Below are 11,836 nucleotides of genomic sequence, written 5' to 3'. Positions count from 1 at the left end.
CTGTAGGGGATCAGAGGCCAGACCAGCCACCCCTCGGAAACCGGCTGGCCCAGCGCGGTACCCTTTGTCTGAACCTCGGCCATGATGCCTTGGGCATCGTCCCAGCAATCAAGCGAACCCGCCGCGACGATCAGGCATTGCACCTCGGGCGTGGTGTAATCGGCCTCGGTCCGAAGATCGCCGCCGAACGCCACCTCGGGGTAGAACTTCAACACCGGCATGTAGTAGCCGCCGTCGTGCTTTACCAGAATGGGCCGGTCATTGGCGATGAACTCGGCGCAGAGCGACAGACCGTAAACCACGATGAAAATCCAGAGCGACCAGTAGGCCCGCCGGTTCGCCTTGAAGTTCCGCCAGCGCCGCTGGTTCAGGGGCGACAGCGCCATCATTCCCGCCTTTCGAAATCGATGCGCGGGTCGACCAGCACGTACATCAGGTCAGAGATGATGCCGACAATCAGACCGATCAGACCGAAGGCGAAGAGTGTGCCGAAGATCACCGGATAATCCCGCTCGACGGCCGAGCGGAAGGCAAGCTGGCCCAGGCCATCCAGCGAGAAGATCACCTCGATCAGCAGGCTTGATCCGAAGAACACCGCCAGGAACAGGCCCGGAAAGCCCGCAATCACGATCAGCATCGCGTTGCGGAAGACATGGCCGTAAAGCACACGGCCTTCGGACAGGCCCTTGGCGCGGGCGGTCATCACGTACTGCTTTCGTATCTCGTCCAGGAAGCTGTTCTTGGTCAGCAGCGTCAGCACCGCAAACGACGAAATCAGCTGCGCCGTGACGGGCAACACGATGTGCCACAGGTAGTCGGTGATCTTTCCGAAAAGACTGAAGTCCTGCCAGCCTTCGCTGGTAAGGCCGCGCAGCGGGAACCACTGGAAATAGCTCCCCCCCGCGAAGAGAACCATGAGGAGGACCGCGAACAGAAAGCTCGGGATCGCATAGGCCGCAATGATGACGCCGCTGGTCCAGGTGTCGAAACTCGACCCATCCCGCACCGCCTTGCGGATGCCCAGCGGGATCGAGACGAGATAGGCGATCAGCGTCGACCAGAGGCCAAGGGTGATCGAGACCGGCATCTTCTCGATGACCAGATCCACGACCGAGATCGAGCGGAAGTAGCTCTCGCCAAAGTCGAGGGTCACATATTTCCCCATCATGATGAAGAACCGCTCGATCGCGGGAATCGCCTCTTTCCGGCATTCCGGGGCGTTCAGCGACGGCGTGCCGGTAAAGCCCTCGGCACAGACGAAGCGGGCGAACCCGAACTGGACCTCCAGCTTTGCGAGGAATTCGGGCGGCAAGCCACGGGCGCCGACATAGCTGTTGCCCTCTTCCTGCACACCGGCGCCTTCGGTGCCCGCAAGGTTCCCGATCGCATCTCCCTCGCCTTCAAAGCGGGCCTCGATCTGCTGAATCGGACCGCCAGGCACGAACTGTGTCAGCGCAAAGTTGATGACCATCACGCCAAACAGCGTGGGGATCACCAAAAGCAAGCGGCGGAGGATATAGGCGCCCAAGGTTCCTGCCCGTTCTTTGTTATTTCAACGCGCCCTTGGCCTTCAGCGCGTCGCCTTTTTCGGCGTTGTACCACCAGATCGACAGTTCGCCAACAGCATATGGGGGCAGGGTCTTGGGGTGTTCGTACATGTTGTAGTAGGCGACCCAATTATCCTTCTTGTAGTAGCGCGGCACGATGATCATCTGTGAGCGAAGGATACGATCCATAGCGCGGATCACGTTATCAAGCTCCTCGCGGGAGCTGGCCGCATCGACCAGAGCCAGAAGCTTGTCTATCGCCGGGTCAGCATAGCCCATCCGGTTGCGGCTGGAATTGTCCTTGGCCACCGAGGACCAGGCTTGTTCCAGTCCGGCAAGCCCTTCCGGTCCCCCGTTCACCACCGTCGTCGGCAGCGCATCGAAGTCGAAATTCGGCGGGCTGGCACGTTCTTGCACCTGCGGATCGTCAAGGATGTCAAAGCTCGCGTCTACGCCAAGGGCGCGCAGGTTTTCGACATAGGCGCCCATGACCGGCAGAAGGTCGGCGCGGGAATGGAACATTGCCATCCGCAAGGTCTCGCCCTTGGCATTGCGGCGGATGCCGTCGTCGCCCGCAGTCCACCCTGCCTCGTCCAGCAGCGCCGAAGCTTTGCGCAGATTTCTGCGGTCCAAAGCATTGTCCTCGGACGAGACCGGCGCCATCACCGCTTCATCGGTCAGGATGCTGGCGGGCACGAGTCCCTCATCGACCAATGGCTGCAGCAGCGCGACTTCCTCTGGCGTCGGCACCCCGGTCGCGGCCATCTCCGAGTTTTCCCAGATCGAGTTGATCCGCGTGAACAGCCCGTAGAACAAAGCCTTGTTCGACCATTCGAAGTTGAACGCCAGGCCAAGCGCCTCACGCACACGCGGGTCCTGGAATTGCTCGCGCCGCAGGTTGAAGATGATTGACTGCCCCCCGGCGATGTTGCCCGACGGCAGTTCGGCCGTCACCACGTCCCCCGCCGTCACTGCCGGGAAGTCGTAGTCGCTGGCCCAGCGTTTCGGCAGGCTCTCGTTGCGGAACGTGTAGACGCCCGCCTTGAACGCCTCCATCGCCGCGTTGTCGTCGCCGAAGTATTCGATGCGGATTCGGTCGAAATTGTTCTGGCCGATGTTCAGCGGGTGCTTCTCGCCCCAGTAATCCTCGTTGCGCTTGTAGATGATCTGTTGGCCCGGCTTGAAGCTTTCCAGCACATAGGCACCGGTGCCAAGGAAGGGCTCAAGGCTTGATTTCTCAAGATCGCGGTTGTTGGCCTCATAATGCGCCTTCGAGAAAATCGTCGTGCCGCCAGCATTCAAAGGCATGTCGCGGAAGGGGGTGCCGGGAGTGAAGGTGAACTTGATACGATAAGGGTCCAGCACCTCGACCGACTGATACTTGCCCTCGACCACGCTGCGATATTCGGGAATGCCTTTGTCGCGAAACAGCTCGTGGCTGAAGAGCACATCTTCTGCCGTGAAAGGACTGCCATCCGAAAAGGTCACGTCCTTGCGCAGGTTGAAGATTACCCAGGACCGGTCTTCGGGATATTCCATCGTCTCGCAAAGAAGGCAGTATGCCGCGCCGACATCGTCCAGCGTGCCCGCCAGGATGGATTCGTAGAAGATGGAAGAGAGCGCCGCCGCGTTGCCCGCGATGGCATAGGGGTTGAAGGAATCGAACGATCCCGGCGACCACTGGCTGATCTCGCCGCCTTTCGGGGCGTCGGGGTTGACGTAGGGCAGGTGCGTGAAATCAGCGGGCAGCGCCAGGTCGCCGAAGGTAGAGATGCCGTGCGATTTGATCACCGTCTCGGCACGCGCGGCCACCGCATATCCGGCCAGCATCAGCACCAGAAACCCCGCGCCGATGCCCCTCAGCATCGCGCCCCGTCGATCCACTACCTTTGCCCGCACCGTTGACCGCATCCGCCACTCTCCCTGCAAGACCCGCTGCCTTATTCATTTATGCAAAATTACGACTTGTCGAGCAAACAAGCCGCGATTTGCCGTGCGCAATCCTGTGATCTGGCCGTCACAGACGAAAAAAGCCGCCCGAAAGGGCGGCTTGAGCATTCATTCGGTTGGCCCGGCCTCAGGGAACCGAGGTCAGGTAAGCGATCAGATTCGCCCGGTCTTCCGGCTTTGGCAGGCCCGCAAAGGCCATCTTGGTGCCCGGCATGTACTGCTTGGGGTTCTCCAGGAACCCGTCCAGATTCTCGGGCGTCCAGCTTTCGGCGGTCAGGGCCAGGATCGCCTCGGAATAGGCGAACCCCCCGATGGCCCCTTTGGCACGCCCGACGACACCGTTCAGATGCGGGCCGACCCCATCGGCCCCGTCCAGCTTGTGGCAGGAGCTGCATTTCTTGAACACCGCCTCGCCCGCCGCCGCATCGGCCGATGCCATCAGCGTCGCGAAATCCGGTCCTTCCTCGGCACCCTCGGCCGGGGCGGCCTCGGCCACCTCGATCACATAGGCCTGCGCCACTTCTTCGCCATGCCCGCCGTGCTCGGCGCCGACATGGTACAGGCTTTCCGCCGCCCAGCCCGCCAGGAGGAACACCAGAAGCGAGCCGCACACCGCGCCCACCGCCTTGGTCATCGTCATCGTGTCGAACATGGTGCACCTATCTCGGGTCTTGCTTCGGGCGGTATCTACCCGCTTCCCCCGGGTAGTTTCAAGGTGTAGACGCGCGACCAAACGCCCCTCACGCGGGTTTCGGGACGGAGTTTGGCAGGAATGACGGGTCGGATCGCATTTCAGGGGGAACTCGGGGCCTATTCGCATCAGGCCTGCCAGCAGTCCCGCCCGGATATGGAGGCGGTTCCCAGCACCACTTTCGAAGACGTCGTCGACAAGGTCGCGCGCGGCGAGGTCGATCTCGGCATGCTGGCGGTCGAAAACTCGACCTACGGCCGGGTCGCAGACGTGCATTCGCTGCTGCCGAAGTCCGGCCTCCACATCGTCGACGAAGCTTTCGTGCGGGTCCACGTCAACCTTCTGGGTGCCCCCGGCGCGCGGCTTCAGGACATCACCGAAGCGCATGGCCATGTGGTCATCCTGCCGCAATGCGCGGGCTTCCTGCGCAAGCATGGCATCCGTGGCAAGGTCAGCTCCGACAACGCCCGCGCCGCGCGCGAGGTGGCCGAAGCCGGTGACAAGACCAAGGCCGCGCTGGCCAGCGAACTTGCGGCGTCGATCTACGGCCTCGACATCCTCGCCCGCCATATCGAGGATCAAGCCAACAACACCACCCGCTTCCTCGTGATGGCCCGCGCGCCCGACCACTCCCGCCGCGGCGACGGCAAGATGATCACCACCTTCACCTTCCGTGTCCGCAACATCCCGGCCGCGCTCTACAAGGCGATGGGCGGCTTTGCGACGAACGGCGTCAACATGACCAAGCTGGAAAGCTACATGGTCGGCGGTTCCTTCACCGCGACCGAGTTCTACGCCGATATCGAAGGCCACCCGGACGACGCCAACGTCGCCCGCGCGCTGGAGGAACTGCGCTACTTCACGACCGAGGCGAACATCCTTGGCGTCTACCCGGCAGACCGCGAACGCGGCTGACCTCAGACGCGGACCGAGGCCGCCCGGCTGCGCGCATAGCGGTCTTCGATGATCGCACCCAACTGCTGGACCCGCACTTCGAACTTTGCCTGAACCCGCCCCTTGGCCAACCGCAGGGTGTTCAGAAACAGCCGCGCCGCCAGCGTCTTCGGCTTGACCGTGACCGCCACGCGCAACCGGGTGCGGCGGGGCGACAGGCCCAGCACCTCGACCACGGTGTCGCCCTCCATCGCCGGGCTGTCCATCGTGAAGGTCACATCGCTGTTCTCGGTCAACGCTTCCAGCCGGATCAGCACCTTGCGAAGCTTGCCCCGGAATGGAAAACGAAGACGCCAGCCAGCGCCAGGACCGGTCAGTGGCATGTCCTGCGGCCGCTCGACCTCGACCCCCCGCCGAACCGCATCGCGTTCCCAGGTCGAGAAATCCGTCAGACAGGCGTAGGCAAAGCTGGCCGGAGCCTCGATGTCGCTTTTCGCCGTCAGTTTCATCGTCCGCCCTCACCCGCCCTGATTCTGCACTCGCCATATCGCGCTGGATGCGCCAGTCAAACGGTTTGCACTTTTCCCGAAACAACCGCTCATCAAGCCCTTGCGGGCATTCTTCGCTGATGCCGGAGCGAAGAATGCCCGCAAGGGCTTGATGAGCGGTTTGTTCCAGACCAGATCAAACGCAAACTGCTTTAGCAGCAAACTCCGATCAGTCCAGCCTGTCCGCAAGCCAGTTCACCAGAATAAAATGCGCAATCGCCCCGTTTCGCGCGGGCTTTATGGTCGGATGGGCGCCCGCCATCACCGTCACCATCTCTTCCCGCGTCACCCAGAGCGCCTGTTCCAGCTCTTCCGGGTCGATCACGATCTCCTCGCTCAGCGCCTCCGCCCGCGCCCCGATCATCAGCGAGGCCGGGAATGGCCAGGGCTGGCTGGCCAGATAACCGACCGCACCGCAGCGGATACCAGCCTCCTCCAGCACCTCGCGGTGGACTGCGGCCTCCAGCGTCTCGCCCGGTTCCACGAAACCGGCCAGCAGCGAATACATCCCCTCTGGCCAGGCCGGGCTGCGACCCAGCAGAACCGAATTTCCCCGCGTGACCAGCATGATCACCACCGGATCGGTGCGCGGAAAGTGGTGTGCCCCGCAGGCCGGGCAGGTCCGCTGCCAGCCGCCATGCGACATGTCCGACGCCGCCCCGCAAACCGCGCAGAACCCGTGGCTGCGGTGCCAGTGCAGCACCGCCTTCGCCATTGCCACCAGCTCGGCATCCCGTGGCGAGAGGCGCGTCATCACTCCGCGCAGTTCGGCAAACCCGTAGCTTTCGTCCAGGGCCGGATGCCGCTGCACCGACGGATCAAAGAACCCCGCCGCGACAGCCTCGGCCCCCGCCTCGGGCGACCAGTCCGAGGTATCCACGGCAAACCGTGGCACCCCCTCGTCCAGCCCCAGAAACACCGGCGGACCGCCCCGCTCCAGCGCGGGATGCCCGGGCTCCAGCCACCCCGGCGCATCGCCCCGCATCAAGGGCTTGCCCCGCCAGATCGCCAGCACCCGCCCCCGCGCCAGCGCCTGGCTCAGCGCCACGGGATCACGGCGCAGCGCCGCCGCCCGATCCAGCCCCGATCCGCCGAAGGTCACCGTCTCGGCTATCCGCATATCCATCCCCCCGGGGCACCCGCCGCGTGGTTCGCACATCGCCTCAGGTTTGGCAAACCCGAGCCATCGAACCTGCTGCGCAAAGGCAACCCAGGCGCGAAATCTTCAATTTGCCACAACCTCGTCACAACTTTTGCGGTATCTCTGGGCAAATGTTCTGCTACTGAACAATCGTTCGACCCTGTGCCGCTGCTTAACGATTTACCTGTTGCCTAAGTTCCCGTTCGACCCGCCGTCTCAGTCAAGAGTGGTCGTGTTACCAGGAAGGTAAGTGTTTGAAGTGTCTAACGTAGCCGCGTTTTCCGTCGCGCACGGCGTTGCCGACGACTCTCTGGCCGATCTCGGCAACCCCCGCACCGTTGCTCCCACCCCTCCCCAGGCCGAGATCGCCCTGCGCCTCATCGCCACCAGCGATCTTCATGCCTGCCTGATGCCCTACGACTACTGCGCCAACCGCGCGACGGACGGCCATGGGCTTGGCCAGATCGCCCGCCAGATCGCCGCCGCCCGGGCCGAGGCGCCGAACAGCCTCCTCTTCGACAATGGCGACTTCCTGCAAGGCAACCCGCTTGCCGATTATGTCGCCGACAGCCCCCGCCGCCGCCGCCCGCATCCAGTGATCACCGCCTTCAACACGCTCGGCTATGACGCGGCCACGCTTGGCAACCACGAATTCAACTACGGCCTACCGTTCCTGACCTCGGCTCTTGCGGCCGCCCGCTTTCCCGTCGTCTCGGCCAACATCACCACCCGCCTCGGCAAAAGCCCGGCGCGCGACACCACCTTCGTGCCGCCCTACACCATCCTGACCCGCCGCGTGGTCGACAGCGCAGGCCACCCCCACCGGCTGCGCATCGGCGTGATCGGCTTCGCCCCGCCGCAGATCGAGGTCTGGGACCGTGACCATCTCGCCGGCCGCATCCGCATGCGCGACATCCTCGCCGCCGCCCGGGCCTGGCTGCCCCGGCTGAAGGCGCAGGGGGCCGATGTGATCGTGGCCCTCGCCCATTCCGGCATCGGCCCCGCCGAACCGGAGGAGGGGATGGAAAACGCCGCCACCGCGCTGGCCGCCCTGCCCGAGATCGACGCGGTTATCGCCGGCCACTGCCACCTGGCCTTCCCCGGCCCCGGCATCCCCGAAGCGCCCGGTGTCGATCCGCGCCTCGGCCGCCTTGCGGGGAAACCCGCCGTCATGCCCGGCCATTCCGGCAGCCATGTCGGCATCATCGATCTGACCCTCGCCCGCAGCCACCAAGGGCTAGGCCGCTGGACAGTGCGGTCGCACAGCACCCGGCTTGGCACGCCCACGCCGGAACCGGCGCTGGCCAGCCGCCTTCTCCACCGCGCGATCGCCCCCGACCACCGCGCCGCCCTTGCCTGGTCGCGCCGCGTGGTCGGCGAAACCCCCGTGCCCCTGCACACCCATTTCGCCACCATCGCCCCCAGCGCCGCCATCAGCCTGATCGCCGCCGCGAAAGAGGCGCATGCCCGCGCCGCCCTCCGCGGCACCGAATGGGAACACCTGCCGCTTCTGGCCAGCGCCGCCCCCTTCCGCTCCGGCGGGCGGGGCGGAGCTTCGAACTTCACCGACATTTCCGCAGGCCCCCTCCGGATGCGCAACCTGTCGGATCTCTACGTCTTCCCCAACACCCTCGTCGCCCTCGCCCTGACCGGCGCCAATCTGGCCGACTGGCTGGAAAAGTCGGCCGCCCTCTTCCACCAGATCACACCCGGCAGTCAGGACGCCGTCCTGCACGACGTCGCCGTCCCCTCCGTCACGTTCGAGGTGATCCCCGGCCTCGACTACGCCATCGACCTCAGCCAGCCCGCCCGCTTTGACGCCGACGGTCGGCTTCTGGACCCCAACGCCGGCCGCATCGTCGGCCTAAGCCACCAGGGCCAACCGGTCGATCCCGCCGCGCGCTACGTCCTCGTCACCAACAACCACCGCGCCAGCCGCGCCGCTGCCGAGGCGGCAGGCCCGCCGCCAAAAGTGGTCCTCGCCAATGGCAGCCGCAGCCACGGGGTGCTCCGCGACTTCCTCGGTCGCGGCAGCCATGCGGAAACAGCACCTCGGCGCAACTGGCATTTCCTGCCGATGCCGGGAACCACCGTCACCGTCAGCACCGGCCCGGCGGCCGAAGCCCATCTGGCCGACATCGCCTGCTACCGGCCCCGGTTTATCGGCCAGACGGCAGCCGGCTTCGCGCACTACCGGCTGCATCTCTGATCAGCTATAGCCTCGGCATCCTGCGGAGGCTTTCATGTACGACGCCCTTCTTTTCGATCTCGATGGCACCCTGATCGACACCGAAAGCATCGCACTCGCCACGGGCATCGCCGCCTTTGCGGCCCATGGCCACGCCATGGACGAGGCTTTCATGCACGGCCTTGTCGGCAAGGACGAACCGACCGCCACCCGCCTGATCCGCGCCGCCCTGCCGCATGTCGATCTGGATGCCGTCAACCGCCACTGGCGCGACGGCTTTGCTGCCGGAGTGGACCGCGGCCTGACGCTGAAGACCGGCGCGACGGAACTCCTGGCGCTGACCGGCCTTCCGCTGGCCATCGTCACCTCCACCGGACGGCCCGGCGCGCATCGCAAGCTTGGCATCGCCGGGATTGCCGATGCCTTCGCCCATGTGGTGACACTGGACGACGTCGCCCGCCCGAAACCCGCCCCCGACCCCTACCTCCTCGCCGCCGAGCTGCTGGGCCTGCCCCCCTCGCGCTGCCTCGTCTTCGAGGACAGCGAAACCGGAGCCGAGGCCGCCCACCGCGCCGGTTGCATCGTGGTGCAGGTCCCCGACGTGGTGCCCAGCGAAGGCCGCTGGGCGCACCATCTGGCCCCCGACCTCATGACCGGCGCACGGATGGCCGGGCTGATCTGAGGTCATGGGGATGAGTCCTGGTTGAGAGGTGCCGGGGGAGTGGCGGCTATCCGGACCAAAGCGGTCATTCGTTGCGAACCGCTCAATGGCAGCTTTGGATTGGCTTAGCGGCTCCTGTTCGCCGCAACGTGTTGACACGATCCACGCGTTTACTGATCCTTCTCATATGAGAGACCGTATCCTCAGCGAAATAAAGCGCCTTGCAGCAGAAAACGGGGGCAAGGCCCCCGGCAAGGCCTACTTTCAGCAAGAGACCGGTATCGCTGAGAGCGACTGGTACGGAAAGGCGTGGCTTCGATGGAATGATGTAGTTGCTGATGCAGGTCTGATTCCCAACGAGAAACAAGAACGGTTGTCCAGCGATATGGTCTTGGACAAATATGCCGAGGTCTGCCGCCACTACGGCAAGCCTCCCTCCAGTGCCGAGTTGCGCTTTTACGCAAGGGAGACACCCACCTTCATAAGTCACAACACCTTCGCTAAGCACTTCGGAAGTAAAGACGGAGTGATCGCGGCTCTCAGGGATCGTGCCATTGAGCGAGGCGACGAAGATTTGATCGTCATGCTGCCCCAAGTGAAAGCGTATCACGCTTCCACAGATGATCGCGGGTCGACCAATGCATCAGAGGGCTGGGTTTACCTTCTTCAGTCCGGCAACCACTTCAAGATTGGCCGCAGCGACGAATTGGAAAGGCGAGTGAAGCAGATCAGCATCGCGCTCCCGGCGAAGGTCGAACTGGTCCACGCTATCAAAACCGACGACCCTCCAGGTATCGAAGGCTACTGGCACCGCCGTTTCGCACAACAACGCGCCAACGGTGAGTGGTTCAAGCTCTCTCAAGCCGACGTGAGAGCCTTCAAGCGGCGCAAGTTTCAATAGACAGCTCTGAAAGCAGACATTCGTTGCAGGGCCGGAAAACGGTGAGTTTGGGCTCAAAGTGTTTGTGACTTGGTGTACCAGTCTATCAGAAGTCGCACCTTTCCGTGCGCGATTACCCCTCCGGCATTCCCGACCTTCCCAACCCCGTCCGCCCGACGCATAGTCCGCCGCATGCTCCGCGCCCTCGCCTTCGCCCTGCTGGCCCCGATTGCCGCCCAGGCGGCCTGTCCCGATACCACCGTTCTCGCTTGTACCGTCGCAGGCGGAACGAAGGTGCTGGAGGTCTGCCTTGCCGGGTCGGATGTCAGCTACAGCTTCGGCCCCGCCAGCGGCCCCGCCGAGATGGCGCTGGCCACCCGCCTTGGCCCCGGTGTCTACAGCCCCTCCACCGATCAGGGGCGGTACAAATATCAGGGCCTGCGCATTTCGAACGCGAGCCACGCTTACGAAAGCTGGTTCGCCTACGACAGCCTCGATCCGCAGGCCGCAGTCGAGGCCGGGGTGCATGTCATGGATGACGACAGGGTCGTAGAGACCGCGCTTTGCGATCCCGGCAGCATCACCTTCGATTTCACCGGTCTTGGCCCCGCGACCGAGGCGACGGGCTATTGCTGGGACGACAGCAGTTATGACTGGGCGGAGGTGTGCGACTAGGTCGAAAGGCCTAAGATTTGGTTAACAGGGTTTGATTTTCTGTTTATTATCAATATTTTAAGGGACTTAACACGCGTGTTATCATGCCCTCTAACACACCACCACCTGGGCCGGGTCCAAGAGGAACGGCGCCACGATCCCGCAGGTATCCGCCAGGGGCAGCAGGCTCTCCGGTACCTCCATCCCGATCACCTCCCGCATGAACCGCGCCCGCCTCTCGCAGCGCCGGGCCACGTTCGGAAACCGCGCCGCGAGGTCCGCCCGAAGGCCCTCATCCGCGATCACGTAGCCATCCTCCATCCGGGTGGAGCCATAGACCGGATGCCCCGGAATCACGTCCATCTGCATCGCCATCCCGCTGGCCAACGGTTCCGTCGACCCCTCGAAGATCGGCGAGGACAGCCACTCGTCCACCCCGATCAGATGGCCGGGATTCAGCGTGACCCCGAAGGTCTCGAACGGCAGCGCCGCCTGCATGTGTTTCCAGACGTATCCCCCCGAAACCCCCGGCCGCATCATCGAGCACCAGTCCGACATCGCGGTCACATAGGGTTCCACGAACACCTGAAGATAGCTCCGCGCCGCAGTAGGCAGGTCCGTCGCCCCCCGCGCGACCCACCCCTCCCGACAGATGTTAGCCCCCCAGTGGCAGATGTTGAAC

General features: G+C 64.1%; 11 protein-coding genes and 1 pseudogene. 5 read left to right on the top strand and 7 right to left on the bottom strand.

Features of this window, described 5'->3' with window-relative positions:
• The 4 genes and pseudogenes from ACRCSW_RS03025 to ACRCSW_RS03010 form a co-directional block, all read right to left on the bottom strand.
• Positions 1–386, bottom strand: a pseudogene (locus ACRCSW_RS03025) (ABC transporter permease); the annotation flags it as partial.
• A complete protein-coding gene (locus tag ACRCSW_RS03020) occupies positions 386–1,528 on the bottom strand; it encodes a microcin C ABC transporter permease YejB (protein WP_438702508.1) in 1,143 nt (380 codons plus the stop codon). The gene ACRCSW_RS03020 and the pseudogene ACRCSW_RS03025, both read right to left, overlap by 1 nt.
• A gap of 19 nt (positions 1,529–1,547) precedes the next feature.
• The gene (locus tag ACRCSW_RS03015; RefSeq protein WP_438702507.1) at positions 1,548–3,458 is read right to left on the bottom strand and encodes an extracellular solute-binding protein; all 1,911 of its coding nucleotides are present in this window, start codon (positions 3,456–3,458) and stop codon (positions 1,548–1,550) included.
• 166 nt (positions 3,459–3,624) lie between these two features.
• Positions 3,625–4,149, bottom strand: coding sequence for a c-type cytochrome (locus ACRCSW_RS03010; protein ID WP_438702506.1), 525 nt, complete (start codon positions 4,147–4,149; stop codon positions 3,625–3,627).
• Between the two features lie 120 nt (positions 4,150–4,269).
• On the opposite strand from ACRCSW_RS03010, the gene ACRCSW_RS03005 reads away from it, so the two are divergent.
• Positions 4,270–5,103 (top strand): prephenate dehydratase, encoded by an 834-nt coding sequence (locus ACRCSW_RS03005; protein ID WP_438702505.1) that lies wholly within the window; start codon positions 4,270–4,272, stop codon positions 5,101–5,103.
• 2 nt (positions 5,104–5,105) lie between these two features.
• Here the strand turns inward: ACRCSW_RS03005 and ACRCSW_RS03000 are convergent, their stop codons facing one another.
• Both ACRCSW_RS03000 and nudC read right to left on the bottom strand, forming a co-directional pair.
• The gene (locus tag ACRCSW_RS03000; RefSeq protein WP_438702504.1) at positions 5,106–5,591 is read right to left on the bottom strand and encodes an SRPBCC family protein; all 486 of its coding nucleotides are present in this window, start codon (positions 5,589–5,591) and stop codon (positions 5,106–5,108) included.
• 208 nt (positions 5,592–5,799) lie between these two features.
• Positions 5,800–6,750, bottom strand: coding sequence for an NAD(+) diphosphatase (gene nudC / locus ACRCSW_RS02995; protein WP_438702503.1), 951 nt, complete (start codon positions 6,748–6,750; stop codon positions 5,800–5,802).
• 271 nt (positions 6,751–7,021) lie between these two features.
• On the opposite strand from nudC, the gene ACRCSW_RS02990 reads away from it, so the two are divergent.
• From ACRCSW_RS02990 to ACRCSW_RS02975, 4 genes are all read left to right on the top strand, one after another.
• Positions 7,022–8,980 (top strand): bifunctional 2',3'-cyclic-nucleotide 2'-phosphodiesterase/3'-nucleotidase, encoded by a 1,959-nt coding sequence (locus ACRCSW_RS02990; protein ID WP_438702502.1) that lies wholly within the window; start codon positions 7,022–7,024, stop codon positions 8,978–8,980.
• A gap of 34 nt (positions 8,981–9,014) precedes the next feature.
• A complete protein-coding gene (locus ACRCSW_RS02985; protein ID WP_438702501.1) occupies positions 9,015–9,641 on the top strand; it encodes an HAD family hydrolase in 627 nt (208 codons plus the stop codon).
• Positions 9,642–9,726: 85 nt separating this feature from the next.
• A complete protein-coding gene (locus ACRCSW_RS02980) occupies positions 9,727–10,521 on the top strand; it encodes a GIY-YIG nuclease family protein (RefSeq protein WP_438702500.1) in 795 nt (264 codons plus the stop codon).
• A 171-nt stretch (positions 10,522–10,692) separates the two neighbouring features.
• Positions 10,693–11,175, top strand: coding sequence for a hypothetical protein (locus ACRCSW_RS02975; protein WP_438702499.1), 483 nt, complete (start codon positions 10,693–10,695; stop codon positions 11,173–11,175).
• A 90-nt stretch (positions 11,176–11,265) separates the two neighbouring features.
• Here the strand turns inward: ACRCSW_RS02975 and ACRCSW_RS02970 are convergent.
• The coding region (locus tag ACRCSW_RS02970; RefSeq protein WP_438702498.1) for a hypothetical protein at positions 11,266–11,836 on the bottom strand (571 nt) is incomplete at its 5' end.

Origin of the sequence: Tabrizicola sp. (assembly GCF_051645465.1) — a bacterium.
Classification (GTDB): domain Bacteria; phylum Pseudomonadota; class Alphaproteobacteria; order Rhodobacterales; family Rhodobacteraceae; genus Tabrizicola.
This window is presented reverse-complemented; position numbering and strand designations above follow the sequence as displayed.

What these genes read in the sequence shown, in the direction of transcription:
- ACRCSW_RS03015 (WP_438702507.1), bottom strand. Translation starts at nt 3,458, where the DNA reads ATGCGGTCAACGGTGCGGGCAAAGGTAGTGGATCGACGGGGCGCGATG.
- ACRCSW_RS03010 (WP_438702506.1), bottom strand. Translation starts at nt 4,149, where the DNA reads ATGTTCGACACGATGACGATGACCAAGGCGGTGGGCGCGGTGTGCGGC.
- ACRCSW_RS03005 (WP_438702505.1), top strand. Translation starts at nt 4,270, where the DNA reads ATGACGGGTCGGATCGCATTTCAGGGGGAACTCGGGGCCTATTCGCAT.
- ACRCSW_RS03000 (WP_438702504.1), bottom strand. Translation starts at nt 5,591, where the DNA reads ATGAAACTGACGGCGAAAAGCGACATCGAGGCTCCGGCCAGCTTTGCC.
- nudC (WP_438702503.1), bottom strand. Translation starts at nt 6,750, where the DNA reads ATGCGGATAGCCGAGACGGTGACCTTCGGCGGATCGGGGCTGGATCGG.
- ACRCSW_RS02985 (WP_438702501.1), top strand. Translation starts at nt 9,015, where the DNA reads ATGTACGACGCCCTTCTTTTCGATCTCGATGGCACCCTGATCGACACC.
- ACRCSW_RS02980 (WP_438702500.1), top strand. Translation starts at nt 9,727, where the DNA reads ATGGCAGCTTTGGATTGGCTTAGCGGCTCCTGTTCGCCGCAACGTGTT.
- ACRCSW_RS02975 (WP_438702499.1), top strand. Translation starts at nt 10,693, where the DNA reads ATGCTCCGCGCCCTCGCCTTCGCCCTGCTGGCCCCGATTGCCGCCCAG.